Source organism: Glycomyces endophyticus (assembly GCF_039531525.1).
In the GTDB taxonomy this organism is placed as follows: Bacteria; Actinomycetota; Actinomycetes; order Mycobacteriales; family Micromonosporaceae; genus Glycomyces; species Glycomyces endophyticus.
Genome location: NZ_BAAAQF010000010.1, coordinates 236972 through 260467 on the forward strand (window position 1 = coordinate 236972; position 23496 = coordinate 260467).

Consider the following 23496-nt stretch of genomic DNA (forward strand, 5'->3'; position numbering starts at 1 on the left):
TGGCATGACGACGATCCCCACGGCTCCGGCCGACCTGCTCGCCGACGAGGCCGGCTACCTGGAAGCGGTGGCGCGGGCCCGGCAGGCCGCCGACGCGTACTACGGCTCCGGCGAGTCCGGCATGGACGACGACACCTACGACCGGCTGCTGCGCGGCATCACGGCCTTCGAGGTGGAGCACCCCGACCTGGTCGCCGCCGACTCCCCCACGCGCGAGGTCGCGGCCGGGGTGACCACGGGCGACGTCGAGCACGCCGTGCGGATGCTGAGCCTGGGCAACGTGTTCTCCGAGGAGGACCTCCGCGACTGGGCCGCGGGCCTGGAGCGGCGCCTGGGCGGGCGCGCGGTCGCGGCGTGGGTGGTCGAGCCGAAGCTCGACGGCGTCGCGCTCGCGGCCCGGTACCAGGACGGGAAGCTGGTCCAGCTCGTCACCCGCGGCGACGGGAGCACCGGCGAGGACGTCTCGCACGTCATCGGCGACCTCGCGGGCCTGCCGAGCGAGTTGACCGAGCCGGTCACCGTCGAGGTCCGCGGCGAGGTCCTGATGACCGAGGAGCAGTTCGCGGCCGCGAACGAGGCGCGGGCCGCGCACGGCGGCGCGGTGTTCGCCAACCGCCGCAACGCCTCCTCGGGATCGCTGCGGGCCAAGGACCGCGCCTACCGGGTCGCGCAGACGTTCTTCGCCTACGACGCCCTCACCGACCCCGCGCACACCAGCGACCCCGGCCTGGCCGAGCTGCCGCACACCGAGCTCATCGCGCGCCTCGGCGCGCTCGGCCTGGGCACGACCCTCGGCACCCCAGTCGGCACTCATCCGTGCGCCGACCTCGACGCCGTCCTCGCGCGCATCGAGGCGATCGGCGTGCAGCGCCCCGACCTCCCGTACGAGCTCGACGGCGCGGTCATCAAGGCCGACCTGCCCGCCGACCGGGCCGAGGCCGGCACCGGCTCGCGCACCCCGCACTGGGCGACGGCGTACAAGTACCCTGCGGCGCAGAAGATCACGACGCTCCTGGCCGTCGAGTGGAGCGTGGGACGCACCGGCGTCATCGCCCCGCGCGCCGTCCTCGAACCGGTCGAGGTCGGCGGCACCACGATCACCTATGCGACCCTGCACAACCCGGCCGACATCCGCCGCCGCGACCTCATGATCGGCGACCAGGTCACCGTCTACCGCGCGGGCGAGGTCATCCCCCGCGTCGAGGGTGCGATGACCACCCTGCGCACCGGGGCCGAGCAGGCGATCGAGTTCCCCGAGGCCTGCCCGCGCTGCGGCGCGGCGATCGACCGCAGCCAGGAGCGGTGGCGGTGCGAGCGCGGCCGCGACTGCGGGCGGGTCGAGGCCATCCGGTACGCGGTGGCCCGCGACTGCCTCGACGTCGACGGGCTCGGCGAGAAGATCGTGGTCCAGCTCGTCGAGCGCGGCATGATCGAGGACTTCGCCGACCTGTTCCCCCTCACCCGCGAGCAGCTCCTGTCGCTGGACCGCATGGGCGAGACCAGCGCCGACAACCTCCTGGGCGCGATCGCCAAAGCCAAGGGCCAGCCGCTCAACCGCGTGTTCTGCGCCCTCGGCGTCCTCGGCACCGGCCGCTCGATGTCGCTGCGCATCGCCGGGTACTTCGGCTCGATGGACTCGATCGTCGCCGCCGACGCGGTGGCGCTCGAGAAGGTCGACGGCATCGGCGGCGAGAAGGCCCCGGTCATCGTCGCCGAACTCGCCGAGCTCGCACCCGTCATCGCCAAGCTCAAGGCCGCCGGCGTCAACCTCGACCAGCCCGGCTGGGTCCCCCCGCCCGCCGACGACGCCGAGCCCGAGCCCGACAGCGGACTTCCCCTGCAGGGCATGTCCGTCGTCGTCACCGGCGGCATGAGCGGCCCGCTGGCGGACTACTCCCGCACCCAGATGAACGAGCTCGTCGCGCGCGCCGGCGGCAAGGCGACGTCCAGCGTCTCCAAGAAGACCGGCATCGTCGTCGCGGGCGAGAAGGCGGGCAGCAAGCTCGAGAAGGCCCGCGAACTGGGCATCGAGGTCCTGACCCCGGAGGAGTTCGCCGAACGCCTCGCCGAGTTCCTCACCGAGGAGGCCTAGAGGCATCGGTCCGTTCGCGCTGCGGGACTCGCCGTCCCCGTCTCATCAAGACGGGGACCCCGGCCCCGGTTCGCCCCGGGGTCCGGGGCGGCGGGCGCGCGGGGAGCGGGTGCCGACCGGGCGACGAGTCTGAGCGCCCGGCGCGGCGCTAGATCGCGATCGCCCCGGCCCGGGGCCCGGGCGGAAGACGCACGGGGAGCAGATGCGGACACGGGCGACCAGTCCGAGCCCGGAACGCCGGGCGCGGCGCTAGCCTGGGCGCGGAACGTGTGACGAGAGGGGGCGGCAGGTGCCACGGGAGGAGTCAGGCGCTGACCTGCACCTCGACCTGTCGCCGACCGGTCCCCGCCGGGCGGCCGTGGCGGCGGCGCTGCGGGAGGCCGTGCGGAGTGGGCGGCTCGCGCCGGGGACGCGGCTGCCGCCGTACCGGTCGCTGGCGGCCGATCTCGGCGTCGCCCGCAACACCGTGGCCGACGCGTACGCCGAACTCGTCGCCGAAGGCCGCCTGACCGCCCGGCAGGGCTCAGGCACGCGCGTGGCCGACCGGGTCAGGGCCCGGCCACAGCGCGTCCCCGCGAAACCCAAGGGCGGCAAGGCCCCCGTGCACAACCTCGCTCAGGGGCAACCGGACGCGACGTCGTTCCCGCGCGCGGCCTGGACCGCCGCGGTCCGCCGCGCCGTCACCGCCGCCCCGCACGACGCCTTCGCTCCCCCGCACCCGCAGGGCCGCCCCGAACTGCGCCGGGCGCTCGCCGAATACCTCGCGCGCACGCGCGGCGTCGCGGCCGACCCCGACCAGATCGTCGTCTGCGCGGGCTTCGCGCACGGGCTGCGGCTCCTGTTCGGCGGCGGCGTCCTCAGAGGACCGCTCGCCGTCGAGCCGTACAGCCTGCCGTTCCACCGCGGCATCCTCGCCGACGCGGGCGTGCGGACCATCCCGCTCGGACTCGACGAGCACGGCGTGCGCACCGATCAGCTGGCCTCGCACCCGGACACGACCACCCGGCGCGGCGCCCGCGCCGTCCTGCTCACCCCGGCCCACCAGTTCCCCACCGGCGCCACGCTCGACCCCGCGCGCCGCGCGGCCGCGGTCGACTGGGCGCGGCTCCGCGGCGGCGTCGTCCTGGAAGACGACTACGACGGCGAGTTCCGGTACGACCGCGAACCCGTCGGCGCCGTGCAGGGCCTCGACCCCGGCCACGTGGTCTACCTGGGCTCGGTCAGCAAGAGCCTCTCGCCCGCGATCCGCTTGGGCTGGATGGTGATCCCCTCGCACCTGGTCGACGCCGTCCTGGCGGCGAAAGGCCTGCGGGAGGCGTGGACCGGCGTCACCGACCAGCTCGCGCTCGCGGAGTTCATCGACTCCGGGCGCTACGACCGGCACGTGCGCCGCATGCGCCAGCGCTACCGCGACCGGCGCAACCTCCTCGCGGCCGTCCTCGCCGAACGCGCCCCGCACATCGAACCCGCGGGCATCGCCGCTGGCCTCCACGCGGTGCTGCGCCTCCCGCCCGGAACCGAGGCCCCGACCCTCGCCGCCGCCTCACGCGCCGGCCTGGCCCTCGACGGCCTCACCGGGTTCCGCCACCCCGACAGCGTTGAGCCGCAACAAGACGGCCTCGTCATCGGCTACGCCGCCCCACCCGACCACCGCTACCGCCCCGCCCTTGACGCCCTCTGCGCCGTACTGCCGCCGGCGCCGGACACCGGCGCCTGAAGGCTGTCCCGGTCTCGGGTCGGAGTCAGGCGGCGCAGGCGGTTCCGCTCCTCCGATAGCGACGCCGTCGCCGCGGACGCGGCGGTCCCGCCGGTGGTCAGGTGTGGTGAGCGAGAACCTGGTGGGCGAGGAGGTGGCCTGCCGGGTCGGTGTGGACGGTGACGCGGGCGAGCCGCGGGACGGCATGGATGAGGCGGTGTTCGGCGTCGACGGCGATGGTGTGGGCGTCGGTCACGGTCAAGGCCGCATCGACGGCGATGTCGACCTCGCCGTGCATTCGGTGGCCGACCCACCGGAGCCGCAGCGCACCGACCGCCTCGACTCCCGGGGTCGCGGCCAGGACCGCTTCTGCCCGGTCGACCACGCCGGGATCGACCGCGTCCATCAACCGCCGCCAGATCTGCAGTGCGGCGTCCTTGAGGACCATGACGATCGCGACCGTGATCGCCAAGCCGACGACCGGGTCGGCCCAGCCCCAGCCCAGCGCCACCCCGCCGGCCCCGAGCAGGACCGCCAGCGACGTGAATCCGTCGGTGCGGGCGTGCAGGCCGTCGGCGACCAGCGCGGCCGAGCCGATCCTGCGGCCGACCCCGATCCTGTAGCGGGCGACGAGCTCGTTGCCGACGAACCCGATGCCGCCCGCGGCGGCGACCGCCCACAGGTGGTCGACTGCGGCGGGATTGCGGAGCCGGTCGATCGCCGCGACCGCGGCGGCGACGGCCGAGGCGGCGATGAACACGACGATGACGATCCCGGCCAGGTCTTCGGCGCGGCCGAAGCCGTAGGTGTAGCGGCGGGTCGCCTTGCGGCGCCCGAGGAGGAACGCGATGCCCAGCGGGATCGCGGTGAGCGCGTCCGCGACGTTGTGCAGGGTGTCGCCCAGCAGCGCGACCGAGCCGGTGAAGGCCACCACGACCGCTTGGACCGCAGCGGTCGCGCCGAGGATCACCAAGGAGATCCACAGCGCCCGCAACCCCTCCCGGCTCGACTCCATCGCCCCGTCGACCTTGTCGGCGCTGTCATGCGAGTGCGGCGCAAGCAGATGCGCGAGGCGATGCCGCCGACCACCGTGCCGCCCGTGCCCGCCGTGATCGTGATCGTGGCCGTGGCTCTCACCGCGGGGGTGGTGCGAGTGGTCATGGCTGGACATCGGGTCTCCCTGTCTTCAGAGCCGCTCACCGCGCGAACTCTTCATTATAGACCGCTCTACCAGGCAAAACACTCGCAGATGCCGGGCTCTGGCAACAGCCCGTCCTTCTCCGCGAACCTCGGTGGAGCCTTCAGCGCTCGGCCAGCGCGCTCTTCCAGACCGGGCTCTCGAAGTAGTGGTTGTCGTACTGCTGGGAGCTGTCGCGGATGTCCTGGATCGTGGCCTCGCCGCGGTGCACGCGCTCCAGGAGCCGGTAGTAGTCGAAGCGCTGGAGACCCGGGGTGAACACCACCAGCATCTCGGCCTCGGCGCCGGGAGCGGGCGCGAAGGCGTGGGGGACGGTCGGCGGCACGGTCAGGAAGTCGCCCTTGCCGAGTCGCACGATCTCCTCCCCGACCAGGATGCGCATCTCGCCCTCGATCACGAAGAACGTCTCGGTGGCCTTGGTGTGGAAGTGCGCGGGCGCGCCCGGCGAGCCCTTGCTGAACGTGGCCTTGTTCGCGGTGATCGTCCCGCCGGTCGCCCCGGCGTCGGCGAGTAGCGTGATGAGGCTCGTCGGCCCGTCCTGCAGCGTCTCGGCCTCGGCGGCGCGGACGAAGACGGGGGCGGCCGGCTGGTTCGTGGTCATGAGGGTCTCCTGGTGTCGTGGACCTGCGTTTCAGCAGGTGGTTCCTGTGGTGAACGCAAATCTACCTGCGGAATAGACCCCTCATCTGGTTCATTCTCATGGTGTTCTCATGGGTCAATTTTGTGTCCGACATCGGCCTGAAGCGGTGGCCTCGCGCCGAAGACGGTCCCGAACCGGTTGCCGCCGTTCCTGTTCGCGGTGCCGGCTGTCGTCTCGTGGGTTTTGCGCCGCGCACGATCGGGTGAACCGTCGCGCGGGGACCTTCGCAGGGGCGCAGTCGATCTACGATGGACCCACCCCTCCCCCACCGCTCGGAGCCCGTGATGGAGCCTGTCACCACCGCGCTGACGACCTGGGTCGCGCGCCAGCTCGCGCAGCAGACGGCCGGGCTCGTCAAGGCCCGGCTCCGCCGCGACAGCGATGCGCCCGAGGTGCGCAAGGCGCTGCTGCTGGCGGTCAAAGGCGGCCTCGACGTCGCCGTGGACGAAGCGTTCCCTGGCGACCTGGAGCAGCAGGCGGCGGTCACCGCCGCGCTGCTCGAACGCGACGATGACGCGCTCCCGCTGATCGACGGCACCGGGCTGGCCCAGCTCGTGGGCTCCGTGCGGGTCTGGATCGCCGAGACGGAGTCGCCGGTCGGCGAACACGGCCTGCCCGAGCGGATCGACGCCTCGCACCCGCTGGCCGCGCCCCTGTGCGCGGCGATCCTCGCGCAGGTCCGCTGGGACGCCACACGGGGCACGCGCGCGCTCGCGGCGTTGTGGAGCGATTTCAAGCTCGCGTGTTTGGAGACGCCTCCGGGGCCCGGTCATCTGCGCGACTACTGGCACCCCGACACCACCGGTGCCGGCTTCGTCGGGCGCGGACCCGAGCTCGACGGCCTCGACGCGGCGCTGCGGGGCGGCGACGGCGCCGGGCGGATCCAGGTCGTGGCGGGCTTCGGGGGGATCGGGAAGACCGAACTCGCGGTCGCCTACGCGCGCAGGCATTCGAGCGCGTACCCCGACGGGTGCGTGTTCTACAACTTCCAGTCCTACACCGACGGCCGCGTCCCCGAGACCAGCGACCAGGCGCTGGTGAAGATACTCCCGACGATCCGCGACGACCTCACCAGCGCGGGCGTCGAGCAGCTCTCGGCGGACGGGCGGGTGAGCGCCTGGCAGCAGAGTACCGCCGGGCGCACACTGCTCATGGTGTGGGACAACGTGAAGCACGTCGAGCAGATCGAGCGGTTGCTCCTGCGCCAGGAGGGGTGCGCGACGATCGTAACCACCCGCGACCACCTGGACCTCGGCGAGTCGGCGGCGATCCCGCTCGACGCGCTCGACCGCGGGACCGCACGCGCGCTGTTCACCGGCATCGCCGGGACCGGGCACGACGCGGCGACCGTCGACCGCCTGATCGAGGCCGACCTCTTCGTGCCCGTGCTCATCAAGGCCCACGCGCACCTGGTGCGCTCGGGTCGGCGCGGCCTCGCCGAGATCGCGGGCGGGCCCGGGCGCGCGGGCGGGAGCGGGAAGCGCCGCACGCAGCAGGCGCTGTTCGACCGCCTCGACGGCTCGTACCGGTACCTGGACGACGACCTGCGGTACGCCTTCCGGTTCCTCGGCGCGCATCCGGGAGGCTTCGTCCTGGCCGACACCGCCGCGGCCGTGCTCGGGTGCGACCCCGACGAGGCCGAGGCGTTCATGGAGGACCTGATCGACGCGGGGATGGCCCGTCGCCACCACCTCACGGCACCGGGGATGACCGCGTACTCGGCGCACGACGTCCTGCGCGCGTACGCCGCCCACCGGGCGCATTTGGAGGATGAGATGGCACCGCTCCGTTCTGAACTGCTCGCGCACTACCTCCGTCGGCTCCGGGACCGGGGCGCCGGCGACCAGGAGTGGCTGGAGGCCGAGATCGACAACGTCGCCGACACCGCTCGCGCCGGCCGGAGCCGCGAGCATGCCGATCTCGCGCTGCACGCCGGCCACGTGCTGTTCGGCTTCGGCCGGTACACCGACGCGGCCGCGGTCTACCGGCACGCGGCGGAGCGGTACGCGGAGTCGGGCGAGGAGCGGCAGCGCGGGCACGCCCTGGTCGGTCGCGGCGAAGTGGCACGGCTGCAAGGAGAATGGGACCGCTCGCTGGAGTACTGCAAGGAGGCGGTCGGCGTCTTCGAGCGGACCGGCGACCGCGACGGGCTCATCAAGGCCGCCGTCGGGCTGGGCCACGTCGCCCGGCTCAAGGGCGAGCACGAGGAAGCGGCCCGCCACTTCGCGCGGGCGGCCGAGCAGGCCGGGGAGGCCGGAGACCAGGCCGTCCAGGCGCGGGCCCTGGTGGGTCTTGGCCACGTGCACCGGCTCCAGCGCCGCTGGGACGACGCGGTCGGCGCGTTCGAGCGGGCGGCCGCGCTCGACGACGCCCTTCAGCGCGCCAACGCCCTCCGCGGCATCGGCGACGTCCTGCGAGCGCAGGACGAGCCGGCCCGGGCCGACGAGCACTACGGACAGGCGCTGGGGACGTACACCGCGCTCGGCGACCGGAACGGGGAGGCCAACGCCTACCTCGGCAGGGGCGCCGTCTCGCTGATCCAGCGGGACTGGGACGAGGCCGACCGGCGGTACCGGTCGGCCGGCGAGATCTTCATCGAGCTCGGCAACCGCTTCGGACTCGGCACCGCGCTGCGCGGCAGGGGCACCGCGGCCGCCGGAGCACGCGACCCCGAGGCGGCGCGGCGGCTCCTCCACGAGGCGCTCGCGATCTACGCGGCCCTCCAGAGTCCGGCCGTCAACGGCCTGCGGGTCCAGATCCAGCAGTTGGAGACGGACTTCGCGGTGGACGCCGACCCGGCGGACGCCGATGCGCGGCCGTCCGACGGCGAGTGAACAAGGGCGTTGATCTGGGGCGAGGTCTTCCGGGGGTAGTGCCGCGTTGACAAGTGGGCGCTTGCCCGCTAATAATGGGCAAGCGGTCACTATGGGTCGCCTTGGAGAAGGCAGGTGTGCATGAACGCTTCAGCGGCAACGGAGGTGCTCATCGTCGGCGCGGGTCCGGTGGGGCTGGTGCTGGCGTGCGACCTCGCCCGGCGGGGAGTCGCGGTGCGGATCGTCGAGCGGGCGGAGGCGTTTCAGGTCGGGACGCGGGCGCGCGGCGTGCGGGCGCGCACGCAGGAGGTGTTCGAGGACCTCGGGGTGCTCGACAGGCTCGTCGCGCACGCCGAGGCGGCGACGGGCACGGCGCGGTTCTACGACGCCGCAGGGAATGTCGTGCGCGAGGCGGTGATGTACGACGCGCCGCCGGTGCCGGGCGCGCCGTACCCGGGGAGTCTGATGGTCGGGCAGCAGTTCACCGAGGCGGTCCTTCGCGAGCGGCTCGCGTCGTTCGGGGTGAAGGTGGAGCTCGGGGGCGAGTTCGTCGACTACGAGGAGGAGGACGGGCAGGTCACGGCGTCGGTGCGGTTCGGCGGCCGGGTGGAGGAGATCCGGGCGCGCTATCTCGTCGGGTGCGACGGCGGCGGCAGCACCGTGCGCAAGCGGGCGGGCATCAGCTTCCTGGGCGAGACGTGGGAGCGGCAGCGGATGCTGTTCGGGAACCTCCGCGTCGAGGGCCTGGACGACTCGGTCGCGCACCTGTGGGGCGCCGGCCCGGGCGGGATGCTCAGTCTCGCGCCGATGCCGAAGAGCGGCACCTGGTTCTTCACCGCGCCGCTGCCGCAGGAGGACGGCCTGGACCCCGCCGCGGTGTCGGTCGAGACGTTCGCGGAGGCCTTCGCCGAGCGGGTCGGACTGCCCGGCGTGCGCTTCTCCGACCCCGTGTACCTCTCGGTGTACCAGGTCAACATCCGCATGGTGGACCGCTACCGGGAAGGCCGCGTGCTCCTGGCAGGCGACGCCGCCCATGTGCACGCGCCCGCGGGCGGCCAGGGCATGAACACGGGCGTGCAGGACGCCTACAACCTCGGCTGGAAGCTCGCGCGCGTGCTCCGCGGCGCGCCCGGCGCGCTGCTGGACACGTACGAGGAGGAGCGCCTGCCGGTCGCCGCGCACGTGCTCGCCTCGACCACCGCGCGGGGAAAGTACTGGAGCGGCAAGGACGCCGCCGAGGTCTCGGACCGCCTCGTCGGCACGTTCGCGGGCCGGGACCCGTTCAGCGACGTCAGCCAGCTGAGCCTCGGCTACCGGGGCTCCAGTCTCGCGCGGCAGTTGGACGAAGGGATCGGCGTCCGCGCCGGGGACCGCGCCCCGGACGCCGTCTGCACCGATCAGAGCGGTGCGCGGGTGCGGCTGTTCGAGCGCTTCCGCGGCCCGCACGCCACACTGCTCGTCTTCGGGGACCGGACCGCTCCGGAGGCGGTGGACCGGTTCGGCGAGGTCCGCACGCAGCGCGTACGCGCGCAAGGGGAACCGCCGGCCGAGGGTGACCTGGTCGACGCCGACGGGGAGGCGCGCGAACGATACGGGGTCGCGGGCGACGGCCTCGTGCTCGTGCGCCCCGACGGGTACATCGCGCTCGCCGGCGGCGACTGGGACGGCGACGTGGTGTCCGACCACCTCGCGCACCCGGGGCGCGGTGGGGAATGCGCGAATCCGTGACTCGCCCGGCTCAGGGCCGCGGGCGGGACGATCGGTGGCACCCCGGCTCGTAGCTGACCCGGACCCCGGCGAGCCGCAGTGCTCGCGGCAGCCGCAGCCGCAGCGAGCGTGAAGCGCCCTGCGCACGGCAACGGGCGCGAAGATCGGTGACTCAGCGGCCGACCTGCACCCTGGCAACCCGGCCCGCGGAACCCGCACCCGCACCCGCGGCGAGCGTGAAGCGCCCTGCGCACGGCGGCGGGCGCGAACTCCGATGAGCCTCCCGGCGGCGCTAGAGTGGTCGCACGCCCATTCCGATGCCGCCGGGAGGTCCGATGCCGACAGGGGTCGCCTTGCACGACGCACGCGCCCGGCTGCTCGCCGCGGCCGAGCGGGTCCTGGTGCGCGACGGCGCGGGCGCGCTGACCAGTCGGGCCGTGACCGAGGAGGCCGGGGTCGCGAAAGGCGTGCTGCACCGCCACTTCGCGGACTTCGACGACTTCCTCGCCGAGCTCGTGCGGGCCCGCATCGCCTTGGTGGAGGCGGACATCGACGCGCTCGCCGGGTCGGCCGTCTCGTCCACGCTGGTCGCCACCTTGACCGAGGCGCTGACCCGCGTCTTCACACCGGTGAACCTGGGCCTGGTCGGACTCGTGATCTCCCGCGACGGCGTGCGGACCCGCCTGCGCGAGACCAGCCCTCGGGGGCTGCCGATCCTCACCGAGGCCGGTGCGCGGCTCGCGGCGTACCTCGACGCCGAGCGCCGGTACGGGCGCCTCGTCCCGGGCACCGACACCCGCACGCTCGCCATGACCCTTGTCGGCACCGGCCACCTCCTCTTCGCCGGTGAGCTCGGCGCACTTCCCGACGCCTCGGCCGTGCGGGAGGTCGTGGAGGCGATCACGGTCGGTGCCGAACCGGGCGTCCGTCACTGACGAGCCGTTGCGCCCCTGGTGAACAGCCCTGCGACGGCCGGGCCGCGGCCGGGCCGGGTTTCGCGGGCCGCCGCCGGGGAAGCCCGGAGTCGACCACAAGCGACGAAGGATGGTGCGCAATGAGTCGACTCCACGACGAGCAGGCCCCCGGCGGCTTCTCCGGTGCGGGGCAGGTGCTGGTGGGCACGTACGCCCGGTACCAGGAGGCCGAGCGGGCCGTCGACCACCTCTCCGACAACGGATTCCCCGTGGAGCGCACGGCGATCGTGGGCCGCGGTTTGACCACAGTAGAGCGTGTGACCGGGCGGCTGACGATGTGGCGAGCGGCCGGCCAGGGCGCCGTCTCGGGTGCGGTGCTGGGTGCGCTGTTCGGATGGCTCTTCGGGCTGTTCGGGTGGGTGGACCCGCTCATCGCCGGTCTGCTGCTGGCACTGTACGGCGCGTTCCTCGGCGCGATCGCGGGCGCGATCGCCGGGCTGGTCGGCCACGCGCTGACCGGCGGACGCCGCGACTTCTCCTCCGTGGGCGAGCTGCGGGCCGACAGCTACGACCTGCTGGTCGACGCCGCGTACGCGACCGAGGCCGGCCGCCACCTGGACGCCGAGGGCGGCCCCGGCCGCGGCGGCGAGCCCGTGACCACCCCCGCGACCGCGCCCGTCGACGACGAGCCGCGCGGCGTCGAGACCGACCACCGGTCCGAGGCCGACGACCGGCCCCGCGACCGCAACGCCGACGACCACAGGGATCTGAACACCGACGGCACCGATCCGGACGCGGTCGACACCGACCGCAACGAGGTCGCCGGCACCGACCCCACCCGCGAGAACCGCCGCCGGCTCAAGCGCCCGTAGCGGCGGCGCGAACAGAGCTTGAGCGGGGGCGACGCGAGTCGCCCCCGCTTCTGCAACCATCCGGTTGACAACGACCGGGGGCGCGTCTACGCTCGTATTCAACCGATCAGTTGAGGAAGGTGCGAGCGTGGGCGTGGAGCAACTCGACCGGGCGTTCGCGGCACTCGCCGACCCGACCAGGCGCGGGCTCGTCGCGCGGCTGGCCGTCTCGGACGCGACCGTGGGCGAGCTCGCCGAGCCGTACGACATGAGCTTCCAGGCGATCTCCAAGCACGTCAAGGTGCTCGAGGAGGCCGGGCTCGTGACCCGCAGCCGGGACGCCCAGCGCCGCCCGGTCCACCTGCGCGCCGAGGCGCTCGACTCGATGACGGCGTGGATCGAGCGCTACCGCCGCGAGGCCGAGGAGCGGTACAGCCGCCTCGACGACCTGCTCGACCGCACGGACCCGAAGCACACCCGTGAGAAGGACGGAACATGACCGAGCCCAAGACCGCGATCACCGCCGACGCGAAGGTGCCGACGATCGAGATCGTGCGCGAGTTCGACGCGGCCCCTGAGCGGGTGTTCCGCGCCCACGTCGACCCGGACCTGTTCGCGCAGTGGGTCGGGCCGCGCTCGATGACCACGCGGATCCTCCGGTGGGAGGCCCGCACGGGCGGCGAGTGGGCCTTCGCCAACGACCGCGGCGGCGAGGAGGTCGCCGCGTTCTACGGCAGCTTCCACGACGTGCGGCCCGGCGAGCGGATCGTGCGGACCGCCACCTACACCGGCGACGCCGACAACGTCGCCCTCGAGACGCTGACGTTCGAGGCGCTCGCCGGCGGCCGCACGCGGCTGCGGGCGATGAGCCTGGTCAAGGACTTCGCGACCCGCGACGGCATCCTGGCCGGCGGCATGGAGGGCGGTGTCGGCGACGGCTTCGACAAGCTCGACGAACTCCTTGCGGCGCAGAGCGGCCCGTCGCAGCGGCACGCCGACGACGCGGCCCGGTTCGCCGCACTGGTGGAGTCCGCGTCGCCGGACGACTGGGCGCGGCCCAGCCCGGTCGCGGAGTGGACGGCGCTCGACGTGGTGAAGCACCTGGTGGAATGGTCGCGCGGCTTCCTCAAGGGCGCGGGCGTCGAGCTCGAACCGCTCGACGTCGCGGCCGACCCGGTCGCCGCCTGGCGGCGGCACACCGCCGACATCCAGTCCATCGTGGATGATCCGGCCGGGCGCGTGCTCAGCAACCCGAACACCGGCGACGTGCCCGTGGACGCGGCGATCGACCAGTTCTACACGGCCGACGTCTGGGCGCACTCCTGGGACCTCGCCAAGGCCCTCGGCCGCGAACCCGACCTCGGGGACGAGCGCTGCCTCGCCGCCCTCGAAGGCATGGCCCCCATCGACGAGATGCTGCGCGCGAGCGGCCAGTTCGGGCCGGCCGTGCCGGTCGCCGACGACGCCTCCCCGCAGGACCGCTTCGCGGCCTTCATCGGCCGCGACCCGCAGTGGAAGCCCTGACGGACCGCAAGAAGGCACAGAGACGCCCGCAGGACCGCTTCGCGGCGTTCATCGGCCGCGAGGGAGCCTTGACGGACCGCAAGACGCCGCGGAGGCGCGGGGCCCGGTCCGGGCCCCGCGCACGAACGGTCAGACCGCGTCCCGGCGCCGCGTGAGGAACGCGACCTCGGCGGTGTTGCCGGCCAGCGCGATCGCGGCGTCGTAGGCCTCGCGGGCGTCCGCGGTCCGGTCCAGGCGCCGCAGCAGGTCCGCTCGCGCGGCGTGGAACGCGTGGTACCCGGCCAGGTCCGGTGCGAGCGCGTCGACGAGCGCGAGCCCGACCTGCGGGCCGTCGCACTCCCCCACCGCGATCGCGCGGTTGAGCCGCACGACCGGTGAGCCGTCGATCCGCGCGAGCCGGTCGTAGAGGGCGACCACCTGCGTCCAGTCGGTGGCGTCGCCGTCGGTGTGCACGGCGTTGACCGCCGCGAGCAGCTGGTACCGGCCCGGTGCGGCGCCCGACGCCAGGCGCTCGCGCACCAGCGCGTGCCCTTCGGCGATCAGGTCTGCGTCCCAAAGGGACCGGTCCTGCTCGTCGAGGCGCAGCAGCTCCCCTGTGGACGAGACGCGGGCCGCGCGGCGCGCGTCGGTGAGGAGCATGAGGGCGAGCAGCCCGGCGGCCTCGCCGTCGTCGGGCAGCAGCTCGCGGAGCAGCCGCGCGAGCCGGATCGCCTCGCCGCTCAGCTCCTCGCGCACGGGCGGCGTGCCCGGCCCGGAGGCGAGGTAGCCCTCGTTGAAGATCAGGTACAGCACCGCGAGCACGCCCGAGACGCGGCCGGGCAGGTCCGCGGCGAGCGGCACCCGGTAGGGGATGCGGGCGGCCGCGATCTTCGCCTTGGCGCGGGTGATGCGGGCGCCCATCGCGGTGTCCTGCACCAGGAACGCGCGGGCGATCTCGGACACGGCCAGGCCGCCGACCATCCGCAGCGTCAGGGCCACACGCGCCTCGATCGCGAGCGCGGGGTGGCAGCAGGTGAAGACCAGCCGCAGCCGGTCGTCGTCGATCGCGCCGACCGGTTCGGGTGCGGTCTGCATGATCAGCGCCTCTTCGTGTTTGCCGTCGCGTTTCTGCTCGCGGCGGATCCGGTCGACGGCCTTGCGGGTCGCGGTGGTGGTGAGCCAGGCGCCGGGGTTGGGCGGGACGCCGTCGGAGGGCCAGCGCTCGGCGGCGGCGGCGAAGGCGTCGGCGGCCGCGTCCTCGGCGACGTCTAGGCTCGCGAACCGCTTGGCGAGGCTCGCCACCACCCGCGCCCACTCGTCGCGGTGGGCGCGGGCCAGGGCGTCTCGTGCGTCGCTCATCCGGTGAGGAGGGGCCGGATCTCGAGTCGGCGGTTGCAGGCCTTCGAGCCGTCGGCCATGAGGCTCAGGGCGACGTCGAGGTCCGGGGCCTCGATGATCCAGAAGCCCGCGGCCCACTCCTTGGTCTCGGCGAACGGGCCGTCGCTGAAGACCGGTTCGTCGCCGCGGCCGTCGACCACGGTGGAGGCGCTCGGGTCGGCCAGGCCGCCCGCGAAGACCCAGTGGCCGCCGGCGCGGAGCCGGTCGTTGAACGCGTCGATGGCGACGGCCTCTTCGGCGGTGCCGGAGTCGCTGCGGTCGAAGATGACGTTGACCAGGTACTGCATGTGCTGATTCTCCCTCGTTATTTCGCGGTGCGGCGCCGCGGCCCGGCGCCTTCGGGGACCTCGCCGTGGAGGTGCGGGAGGTAGACGAGCTTCTGGGTGCGGCCGTCGAGAACGGTCGACTCGACGAGTTCGAGGTCGAGTTCCGCGCCCTCGTGGAAGAGCGCGGCGCCTCCGGCGCGGCCGGAGACGGCCGGGAACATGACGACCTCGATCCGGTCGACCAGCCCGGCGGCGAGCAGCGCGCGGTTGAGCGAGATGCTGCCGTGCGAGCGCATCGGGACGTCGGTGGTGCGCTTGAGCCGCTCGATGGCGGTCACGGCGTCCTCGGCGATGACGGTGGAGTTCCGCCAGCCGAGCGGTTCCTGGAGGGTGCTGGAGAAGACGAGCTTCGGCAGCTCGTTCAGGCGCTCGTAGTACGGCTCGTCGTAGTCGACGACGAACTCGCGGAACTGCCGGAACGTGGTCGCGCCGTAGACCAGGACCTGGTCCTCCGCGAAGGCGCGGACGCGGTCCTCGCGGACCTCGGGCCCCTCCTTCCCCCAGTAGCCGGGCCAGCCGCGGGCCATGCCGTAGCCGTCGATGGTGCAGAAGAAGTCGACGGTGAAAGTGGTGCTCATGTCAGTGCTCCCGTTCGCGCCGCCTCCGTCGGGCGGCCTCACGAGTACTACGAACGGGCCCGGGCCGTTTCGACACCCCGCCCGGAGATTTCTTCGGGCGGGGTGCCGGGGCCTCACCAGCGCGTGGCGTAGTAGCAGGCGACGTCCGCGTGGCGCGGGAGCACGCCCAGGTCGAGGAGGCTGCTGTAGCAGAGCGGGTAGCCCGCCCAGGCGTCGCACGCGTGCCGGACCAGCGGCCCGACGATGTAGCCGGCGCCTTCGAGGTAGCTCGTGCACTCCTTGGCGTCCGCCTGCGCGGGCGCGGAGGCGGCGAGCACCGCTCCGGCCGCCAGCGCGAGCGCGGCCAGGCCTTGCGCGATGCGTCGGGTTCTGAGCGCCATGGCGCCCCCTTTCGTTCAGCGGACGTGCTTCGAGCGGGAGCCTATGGCGGCGGGGGCGCTGGTTCGGGGGAACGCGGGAACGGCGCGATCGGATTTCCGACTGCGCCGGCGGGTCTGCGGTCGCGCGGGGTCGGGGCGGTCCCGCCGGGCTAGGACGGCGCCGCTTGGGCGGTGAAGCCGCTGAGGATCCACATCAGCTGGTCGACGAACCGGATGCCGGTCGGGTCGTACCACTCGGAGTGCTCTTCACAGCTCATCATGCCTGCCGAGGGGTCGGGGAGCTCGGTGGTGGAGATGTTCCACGCCACCAGGCCGTAGAGCACGCCGACCAGCGCGACGCCCAGCCACAGCGGCAGTCGGCGCCGCGCGGCGGGCTGCGCCAGGGCGAAAGCGGTGAGGATCAGCAGGGTCCCGGACTGGATCTTGCCGCCGCCGAGGAGCACGACGCCGAGCAGTCCGGTGACGGCGACACCGGTCCACAAGGCCGTCTTCTTGGTGGTGTTCATCAGGGGTCCTTTCAACGCGGCCGGCAGGGGTCCGGCCTGTGGGGACCAGTCCACCGCACCGCCTGTTGCGTCGGCGTCATCGAGCACGGCGACGCCGGGGCCAATGCGGCGGCGCCCGCGCGGGGTCGGGGCGGTCCCGGAGGCGGTTAGCATCGGAGCGCCGGGCCCGGCGCCGGGCCCGCAAGGGGAGGGAGCACGGCATGAGGATCGTCGTCATCGGCGGGAGCGGGCACATCGGCACGTTCCTCGTCCCGCGGCTGGTGCGCGCGGGGCACGAGGTCGTCAACATCAGCCGCGGCAGGCGCGCCGCGTACGCGGAGGCGCCCGAGTGGGAACAGGTCCGGCAGGTGACGGCCGACCGCGAGCGGGAGGACGCCGACGGGGTCTTCGGCGCCACCGTGGCCGGCCTCGCCCCGGACGCCGTCGTGGACCTGGTGTGCTTCACGCCCGAATCGGCTGCGGCCCTGGTGGAGCGGCTGCGCGGCGAGACCGGGCACCTGCTGCACTGCGGCACCGTGTGGCGGTACGGGGTGAGCCGCCGCGCGCCGATCCGCGAGGGCGAGGGCACGCCGCCGTTCGGCGAGTACGGCGTGCAGAAGGACCGCATCGCGCGGATGCTCAAGGAGGAGACCGCGAACGGCGGCCTCGCCACGACCACCCTGCACCCCGGCCACATCGTCGGCCCCGGCTGGCACCCGATCGGGCCGCTCGGGAACCTCGACCCAGAGGTCTGGCGCACCCTGTCGGCCGGGCGCACCCTGCGCGTCCCGGGCATCGGGGCCGAGCACATGCACCACGTCCACGCCGACGACGTCGCGCAGGGTTTCGAACTGGCGCTTGCGAACCGCGAGGCCGCGACCGGCGAGGACTTCCACGTCGTCGCGCCGTCCGCGATGAACGTCCGCGGCCTCGCCCACGCCGCCGCGTCCTGGTTCGGCCAGGAGGCGGACCTCGAGAGCGTGAGCTGGGACGACTTCCGCGCCGGCACCACCGCCGAGCACGCCGACGCGAGCTGGGAGCACCTCTCGCGCAGCCACGTGTGCAGCATCGAGAAGGCGCGCGCCCTCCTCGGCTACGCGCCCGCGTACGAGCCCGACGCCGCGATCCTGGAGTCGGTGCGCTGGCTGATCGAGCACGGCCGCATCGAGGTCGAGCGCCCGCTCGCGGTCTGAACCGGGCGGCGGGTGCGGCACCGACCGGGCCGCGCCCGCCGGAGCCGGCGGCCGTTAGCCTGGTGGCCATGCTCGACGCCCTCAACCCTTTCCAGCGCCGGCTCCTCGACGACTGGTTCCCCGACCTGGCGGTCGAGGCCGACATGAGCTGGGACCTGGTCGAGACCACGGTGCTGCGGGCGACGGCGGGCGGCCGGGTCGTGGTCGTCAAGGCCGGCGGCCCGGGCGACCACCACATCGAACGGGAGATCGCCGCGCACCGCGCGTGGACCGCGCCGTGGGTCGAGCGGGGCCGGGCCGCGCGGATGCTGCACGCCGACGTCGACGCGAAGCTGCTGGCGACCGAGTACCTTCCGGGCGAGCTGGTCCGGGAGACCGCGGCCGCCGCCGAGGCGGACACCTACGTGCAGGCCGGCGAGCTCCTGCGCGACTACCACGACCAGTCGGCGGTCGAGGACGACGGCTACGAGGCCCGCATGAACGCGAAGGCGCTCTCCTGGTTCGAAGGACCGCACCGGGTCGCGCCCGAGACCGTCGCGGCGCTGTCGGCCGTGGTCGCGTCGTGGCCGCTCGCGCCGGCCGTCTGCGTGCCGACGCACGGCGACTGGCAGACCCGGAACTGGCTCATCGACGACGGCGTGCTGCGGGTGATCGACTTCGGCCGGGCCGCGCTGCGCCCGGCCGCCGAGGACTTCGAGCGACTCGCCGCGCAGGAGTTCGCTCGCTACCCGGGGGCGGAGCAGGCGTTCCTCGCCGGCTACGGCGCCGACCCGCGCGAGCCCGACGCCTGGTTCCGCCAGCGCGTGCGGTCCGCGATCGCGACGGCCTGCTGGGCGCACAAGATCGGCGACGAGGAGTTCGAGGCGCAGGGGCACCGGATGATCGCCGACGTGCTCGCCGAAGCCGCCTGACCTTCCAGACCGGCTACGGCGCAGCGCGGGAGCGCTAGTCGCAGCCGCCTCCGCCGCCGGAGTCCCCACCGCCACCGCCGGAGTCGCTCGGGCCGCAGTCGTTGCTGCTCCCGCTGTCGGAGGAGCTCCAGCTGTAGCTCGACCCGTCCGAGTAGTACCCGGCCGAGCCCGAGCCTCGGGAGGTCTTCCCGGTGCGGGCGGCGGCGATGACGATCCAGATGATCAACGCGCAGATGACGAGTGCGACGACGAGAACCATGGGCGGGCTCCTTCGAACGGGCGGACCCTCACCATAGGTCCCCGCGGCCACCCGCGGGGGACGGCCTGATCAGGGCCGGTGCGGCCGACTGCGATGGGCGCGGGGTGGCGCGTCATCGCAGTCGGGGGGCGGTCACCACTCCCACTGGCGTTCGCCGCGGGGGGAGCGGCCGAAGCCGCGGCGGCCTCGGCCGCCTCCGTGGCCGCCATGGCCTCCGTGGCCGCCGCGTCCCATGCCGGGGCCGCCGAAGCCGCCCCAGGGGCCGAAGCCGTCGGCGCCGAAGGCCATCTGCTTGAACTTGCGCATGTGGGGGTCGAGGCCGTCGGGCAGGTGGGACTCGATCTCGTCGATGACGCGGTCGAGGAGGGCGGCGAGTTGCTCCTGCTCCTCCTTGGTGAGCACGGAGAACGGGTCCCCGACGGGCTCGGCCTCGTGCTGGGCGGCCGCGGTGCGGCCGGCGTCGGTGAGGTCGACCATACTGGTGCGGCGGTCCTCGGCGCTGGGCTCGCGGCGGACGAGGCCGGCGTCCTCGAGCTTGGTGAGCAGCTCGCCGAGCGACTGGGAGCGGATGCCCAGCAGGTAGGCGAGCTCCTTCTGCGCGATCGGCGACTGGAGGGAGAGCAGGTGCAGGACGCGGCCCTGCCCCTGGTAGGCGCCCGCGCGGGGGTGGCGGCCGCGGAGCTGCGCGTCGCTTCGGCGCAGCAGCATCAGGAGGTACGGGAGGCGCGCGCTCAGGTTGAGCCCGTCGTCGTCCCAGGCCCCGGCGCGGTCGTCGCGCTCGGGAGTCGTGTCGTCATGTTCGTTCGACATGATCGTTCCTTTCGGTTCGGACCTCCGGCCTTTCCGAAGGTTCCTTCACATACTTTAACCGAAGGAACCTTCGAATGACAACAGGAACCTTCGATTATTTGCAGGACCCTGCGATGTTCGTGGCGACCGTCCCACCGAGCGTGCACGTGAGAGGATCTCGGACGCCCGGCGACCCGCATCCCGGAGGGAACCTGATGGAGAGCATCACCAAGAACCGCCAGTCCGCCGAGACGCTGCGCGCCATGATCGCCGCCGCGTTCGGCCCCGAGCAGGTGCCCGAGGGCGAGGACTTCGCCGAGGAGCTGGGCCACGGCTGGTTCAACGTCGCCTACCGGATCGCGCTCCGGGACGGCAGGAACGTGGTCCTCAAGATCGCGCCCCCGGCCGGCGTCGAGGTCATGACCTACGAGCGCGGCGCCATGGACATCGAGCTCGCGTCCCTCGCGCTCATCCGCGAGCACACCGGCGTGCCCGTCCCCGAGGTGCTCTTCGCGGACGCCGGCCGCCGGATCTGCGACGCGCCCTACTTCTTCATGCCCTACATCGACGCCGACAACATCGGCATCGTCAAGGAGACGCTCTCCGACGCGGAGGTCGCCGACTACTGGGAGCAGCTCGGCGCCCGCAACGCCGAGCTCAACGCCATCGAGGGCCCCGGTTTCGGCCCCCTGCTCGACCCCCGCTTCCCCACCTGGCGGGCCGCCTTCGGGCAGATGTGCGAGGACGTCCTCGCCGACGGCGAACGCCGCCGCGTCGACCTCGGGTTCGACTACGCGACGGTCCGCGAGGTCCTGGCAGACCACGCCGACAGCCTCGACGAGGTCACCGAGCCGCGCTTCGTCGAGTGGGACCTGTGGCCCAGCAACGTCATGGTCGCCGGCGGCCGCATCGTCTGCATCATCGACCACGAGCGGGCCTTCTGGGGCGACCCGCTCATGGAGGCCGGGTTCTGCGGCGCCGAACTGCCCGCGATCTCCGACGCCGAGTCCTTCGCCCGCGGCTGGGGCCGCGGCCCGCTCACCCCCGCCGAGCGCACCCGCCGCCGCCTGTACGGCCTCCACCTGCTCCTCATCATGGTCATCGAGACGGACTACCGCAGCCACACCGACACCGACCAGTACGACTGGGCCCGAGCGCAACTCGCCGAGCTCATGGCCCGGTTCGGACACCTCCCCCGGGCCTGACGCGTGCGCTCCCCGGCCGTCGAGGGCGTCGAAGCGCTCGCCACCGCGCCGGTCGGCCGCCTGCTGTGGCACGGCACCGCGCAGGCGACCATGTCGGTCGGCGTCTACGGCGTGTACGCGCTCACCAACGCCTGGTTCGTCGCCCACGGCGTCGGCCCGACCGCGATGGGCGCGGTGAACCTGGTCGCACCAGTCCTGTTGGTCGTCGGCGCGCTGTCGACCACCGTCGGCTCGGGGGGCGCCTCGCTGGTCTCCAGAAGGCTCGGCGCGGGCGACCCGGAGGGCGCGGCGAGGGCCGCCGCGAGCGCGTTCCTGGTGTTCTGGGCCGGGGCCCTCGCGGTCGCGGTCGCGGGCCTGGCCTGCCTCGAGCCGCTGCTGACCGCGCTCGGCGCGCACGGGGAAATGCGCGGGTACGCCCGCGAGTACGCCGTCGTCATCCTGGCCTCGACCCTGGTCGGCACCGGGTTCTCCAGCCTCGTGCGTGCCGAGGGCCGCCTGCGCTTCGCCACGATGCTGTGGGTCGCGCCGGTCCTGGTCCAGATCACCCTCGACCCGGTCCTCATCTTCGGTTTCGACCTGGGCGTGCGCGGCGCCGCGATCGGCACCGCCGGGGGCCAGGCGGTCTCGGCCGCGATGAGCCTGTGGTTCTTCTTCGTCCAGCGCGACCGCCCGTACGCGATCCGCGCCGCCCACCTGCGCCCGCACTGGACGACGATCCGGTCGCTGCTGGCGGTCGGGTCGCCCTCGATGCTCGCGGGGCTCGGGGCCACCGCGCTCGCGCTCATCGTCAACAACACCCTCGCCGGGCTCGGCGCGGCCGCCGCCGTCACCGCGTACGCGGTCTGCGCGCGCATCCAGACGTTCGCCGCCATGCCGCAGCTGGGCATCGGCCAGGGCATGCAGCCGATCGTGGGCTTCAACGCCGGGCGCGGGGCGGCGGACCGGGTCCACCGCGTCCGTACGCTCGCACTGCGCGCCACCCTGATGTACGGCGCCGCCGCAGCGGGCCTCACGGCCCTGTTCGCCGGCCCGCTCACGACGCTGCTGCTCGGCTCGGCCTCGGCCGAGGCGGCGGCCGCGCTGCGGATCATCGCCGCCGGGCTCGTGCTCTCAGGCGTCCCGCCGCTGGTCTCGGCGTACTTCCAGGCGATCGGGCGGCCGCGGCCCTCCTACGCGGTCTCGGCGGGGACGCTGCTGGCGCTGAAGATCCCCGCGGTCCTCGCGTTCGGCACTCTGGGCGCCACGGGGGTCTGGATCGGGCTCGCCGTCGGCGAGCTCGCCGCCGCGGCGGCCGCCCTCGCGCTGCTGGCCCGCCGCCGCCGCGAACCCGCCTGACCCGGACACGTGAGCGATACCGCGCGATCAACAGGCGTGACGGTCGAACACCTGAGGCAACCCGGACGGTCGGATGCGGCGTTACAGGAGGGACGAACCCCATCCGAGGTCTGGAGACGCATGGCCGGAAAGAGCGGAGCGCCCTGGTGGGCGCACCTGATGGCGTACGCGGGCGGGCTGACGCTCGTAGCCGCCGGCGGGACGGCGGGCGCGATGCAGATCGCGTCCGTCACCGCCGAGAACGCGGTCCCCGAGGAGAGCATCCTCGGCGACGCGCAGGCCGAGGTCGAGACCGCGCAGATCGAGGGGCCGCTCAACATCCTGGTGCTCGGCGTCGACAAGCAGGGCGGCTCCACCCGCTCCGACACGATGATCCTGGTCCACATCAACCAGGACCTGACGCAGACCACGATGGTCTCGCTGCCGCGCGACCTGTGGGTGGAGATCCCCGACTGCGGGCCCGGCTACGGCAACAACCCCTGCGAGAACAAGATCAACCACTCGGCGTCGATCAGCGACGACTGGGAGGAGACCCGACCCAACGTCGTGCAGACGATCTTCGACCTGACGGGCGTGGAGTTCCACATGGGCGCCACCGTCGACTTCGAGGGCTTTCTCGGCCTCGTCGACATGGTCGGCGAGATCGAGCTGTGCCCCTGGCACGAGATCCAGTCGGAGCACGGCGAGCAGCGCGTCTTCCCCAAGGGCTGCGCGATGTACGACAAGGACGAGTCGCTCGACCTGATCCGCCAGCGCTACGGCTGGAACTGGGACTCGGACTGGGAGGAGGGCCGCGGCGGCGACTACGGGCGCCAGGCCATGCAGCAGCAGGCGATCAAGTCGCTCCTGCGGGCGTTCAAGGAGGAGGGCTACCTGACCGACCCGGCGAAGCTCACCGAGATCCTCCAGGGCTTCGGCGACTCGCTGACGATCGACAAGCCCGACGAGTGGACCATCACCGACCTGGCCGTGAACCTGCGCGACATCGACCCCGAGAGCATCACCAGCATCCAGGTGCCCTCGACGCCGGACGAGACGTACCTGGGCGGCGAGCGGGTCGACATCGTGCTGACCCACGACGGCGCCGAGCAGACCGCCGCGGACGCGCTGTGGACGGCGCTCCAGACCGACACGCTCGACCAGTGGATGGTCCAGTATCCGGAGTGGGTGAAGACGCCACCTGCGTAGACGCTCGCGACTCGTTCGGCCGCAAGGCTTTTCGC

The 23496-nt window shown here is 73.3% G+C and carries 21 protein-coding genes and 2 pseudogenes; 14 read left to right on the plus strand and 9 right to left on the minus strand.

Translation table 11 applies throughout. From position 1 onward, the window contains the following. Nucleotides 1–4 precede the first annotated feature (4 nt). The gene (gene ligA / locus ABD419_RS14915) at nucleotides 5–2092 is read left to right on the plus strand and encodes an NAD-dependent DNA ligase LigA (protein ID WP_344487706.1); all 2088 of its coding nucleotides are present in this window, start codon (nucleotides 5–7) and stop codon (nucleotides 2090–2092) included. A 289-nt stretch (nucleotides 2093–2381) separates the two neighbouring features. Then, nucleotides 2382–3809: a MocR-like pyridoxine biosynthesis transcription factor PdxR gene (gene pdxR, locus ABD419_RS14920; RefSeq protein WP_344487708.1), complete on the plus strand. Its 1428-nt coding sequence runs from the start codon at nucleotides 2382–2384 to the stop codon at nucleotides 3807–3809. Nucleotides 3810–3906: 97 nt separating this feature from the next. Here pdxR and ABD419_RS14925 read toward each other — a convergent pair whose 3' ends face one another. Together ABD419_RS14925 and ABD419_RS14930 are read right to left on the minus strand one after the other, a co-directional pair. Next, on the minus strand, nucleotides 3907–4803 hold the full coding sequence (locus ABD419_RS14925; protein ID WP_425556064.1) for a cation diffusion facilitator family transporter: 897 nt from the start codon (nucleotides 4801–4803) through the stop codon (nucleotides 3907–3909). A gap of 286 nt (nucleotides 4804–5089) precedes the next feature. Beyond that, nucleotides 5090–5587 (minus strand): cupin domain-containing protein, encoded by a 498-nt coding sequence (locus tag ABD419_RS14930; protein WP_344487712.1) that lies wholly within the window; start codon nucleotides 5585–5587, stop codon nucleotides 5090–5092. A gap of 323 nt (nucleotides 5588–5910) precedes the next feature. Here ABD419_RS14930 and ABD419_RS14935 point away from each other — a divergent pair, with 323 nt between their 5' ends. The 7 genes and pseudogenes from ABD419_RS14935 to ABD419_RS14965 form a co-directional block, all read left to right on the plus strand. Continuing rightward, entirely contained in the window at nucleotides 5911–8460 is a 2550-nt protein-coding gene (locus tag ABD419_RS14935; RefSeq protein WP_344487714.1) for a tetratricopeptide repeat protein, read from the plus strand. Between the two features lie 120 nt (nucleotides 8461–8580). Beyond that, nucleotides 8581–10167, plus strand: a complete 1587-nt coding sequence (locus ABD419_RS14940; RefSeq protein WP_344487716.1) for an FAD-dependent monooxygenase — start codon at nucleotides 8581–8583, stop codon at nucleotides 10165–10167. Nucleotides 10168–10481: 314 nt separating this feature from the next. Next, nucleotides 10482–11081, plus strand: a complete 600-nt coding sequence (locus ABD419_RS14945) for a TetR/AcrR family transcriptional regulator (protein WP_344487718.1) — start codon at nucleotides 10482–10484, stop codon at nucleotides 11079–11081. A gap of 119 nt (nucleotides 11082–11200) precedes the next feature. After that, nucleotides 11201–11932 carry a YflT domain-containing protein gene (locus ABD419_RS14950; RefSeq protein WP_344487720.1) on the plus strand — a complete coding sequence of 244 codons (732 nt, stop codon included), beginning with the start codon at nucleotides 11201–11203 and terminating at the stop codon, nucleotides 11930–11932. A 127-nt stretch (nucleotides 11933–12059) separates the two neighbouring features. Next, nucleotides 12060–12410, plus strand: a complete 351-nt coding sequence (locus tag ABD419_RS14955; protein ID WP_344487722.1) for an ArsR/SmtB family transcription factor — start codon at nucleotides 12060–12062, stop codon at nucleotides 12408–12410. Further along, a pseudogene (locus ABD419_RS14960) lies at nucleotides 12407–12862 on the plus strand (SRPBCC domain-containing protein); the annotation flags it as partial. The gene ABD419_RS14955 and the pseudogene ABD419_RS14960, both read left to right, overlap by 4 nt. A gap of 21 nt (nucleotides 12863–12883) precedes the next feature. Then, nucleotides 12884–13435: pseudogene (locus tag ABD419_RS14965) on the plus strand (TIGR03086 family metal-binding protein); the annotation flags it as partial. 129 nt (nucleotides 13436–13564) lie between these two features. Here the strand turns inward: ABD419_RS14965 and ABD419_RS14970 are convergent. The 5 genes from ABD419_RS14970 to ABD419_RS14990 all read right to left on the minus strand — a co-directional run bounded on the left by ABD419_RS14970 (nucleotide 13565) and on the right by ABD419_RS14990 (nucleotide 16602). Continuing rightward, a complete protein-coding gene (locus ABD419_RS14970) occupies nucleotides 13565–14773 on the minus strand; it encodes an RNA polymerase sigma factor (RefSeq protein WP_344487724.1) in 1209 nt (402 codons plus the stop codon). Then, a complete protein-coding gene (locus ABD419_RS14975) occupies nucleotides 14770–15099 on the minus strand; it encodes a YciI family protein (RefSeq protein WP_344487726.1) in 330 nt (109 codons plus the stop codon). The genes ABD419_RS14970 and ABD419_RS14975 overlap by 4 nt, the downstream gene beginning before the upstream one ends. 17 nt (nucleotides 15100–15116) lie before the next feature. Beyond that, nucleotides 15117–15716, minus strand: a complete 600-nt coding sequence (locus ABD419_RS14980; protein ID WP_344487728.1) for a dihydrofolate reductase family protein — start codon at nucleotides 15714–15716, stop codon at nucleotides 15117–15119. 113 nt (nucleotides 15717–15829) lie between these two features. Beyond that, nucleotides 15830–16096, minus strand: a complete 267-nt coding sequence (locus ABD419_RS14985) for a hypothetical protein (protein ID WP_344487730.1) — start codon at nucleotides 16094–16096, stop codon at nucleotides 15830–15832. Between the two features lie 149 nt (nucleotides 16097–16245). Further along, nucleotides 16246–16602 (minus strand): hypothetical protein, encoded by a 357-nt coding sequence (locus ABD419_RS14990; protein WP_344487732.1) that lies wholly within the window; start codon nucleotides 16600–16602, stop codon nucleotides 16246–16248. 200 nt (nucleotides 16603–16802) lie between these two features. Here ABD419_RS14990 and ABD419_RS14995 point away from each other — a divergent pair, with 200 nt between their 5' ends. Together ABD419_RS14995 and ABD419_RS15000 are read left to right on the plus strand one after the other, a co-directional pair. Continuing rightward, on the plus strand, nucleotides 16803–17774 hold the full coding sequence (locus ABD419_RS14995) for an NAD-dependent epimerase/dehydratase family protein (protein WP_344487734.1): 972 nt from the start codon (nucleotides 16803–16805) through the stop codon (nucleotides 17772–17774). A 68-nt stretch (nucleotides 17775–17842) separates the two neighbouring features. Beyond that, complete coding sequence (locus ABD419_RS15000; RefSeq protein ID WP_344487736.1) at nucleotides 17843–18685, plus strand: phosphotransferase; 843 nt, start codon at nucleotides 17843–17845, stop codon at nucleotides 18683–18685. Between the two features lie 34 nt (nucleotides 18686–18719). Here the strand turns inward: ABD419_RS15000 and ABD419_RS15005 are convergent, their stop codons facing one another. Further along, entirely contained in the window at nucleotides 18720–18944 is a 225-nt protein-coding gene (locus tag ABD419_RS15005) for a hypothetical protein (protein WP_344487738.1), read from the minus strand. 132 nt (nucleotides 18945–19076) lie between these two features. After that, entirely contained in the window at nucleotides 19077–19754 is a 678-nt protein-coding gene (locus ABD419_RS15010; protein ID WP_344487740.1) for a MarR family winged helix-turn-helix transcriptional regulator, read from the minus strand. A gap of 194 nt (nucleotides 19755–19948) precedes the next feature. Between ABD419_RS15010 and ABD419_RS15015 the strand changes: the two genes are divergently transcribed. The 3 genes from ABD419_RS15015 to ABD419_RS15025 all read left to right on the plus strand — a co-directional run bounded on the left by ABD419_RS15015 (nucleotide 19949) and on the right by ABD419_RS15025 (nucleotide 23461). Further along, a complete protein-coding gene (locus tag ABD419_RS15015) occupies nucleotides 19949–20938 on the plus strand; it encodes a phosphotransferase family protein (RefSeq protein ID WP_344487742.1) in 990 nt (329 codons plus the stop codon). Between the two features lie 3 nt (nucleotides 20939–20941). Further along, nucleotides 20942–22273, plus strand: coding sequence for an MATE family efflux transporter (locus ABD419_RS15020; protein ID WP_344487744.1), 1332 nt, complete (start codon nucleotides 20942–20944; stop codon nucleotides 22271–22273). Nucleotides 22274–22393: 120 nt separating this feature from the next. After that, the gene (locus ABD419_RS15025) at nucleotides 22394–23461 is read left to right on the plus strand and encodes an LCP family protein (RefSeq protein ID WP_344487746.1); all 1068 of its coding nucleotides are present in this window, start codon (nucleotides 22394–22396) and stop codon (nucleotides 23459–23461) included. The last annotated feature ends 35 nt before the right edge of the window (nucleotides 23462–23496 follow it).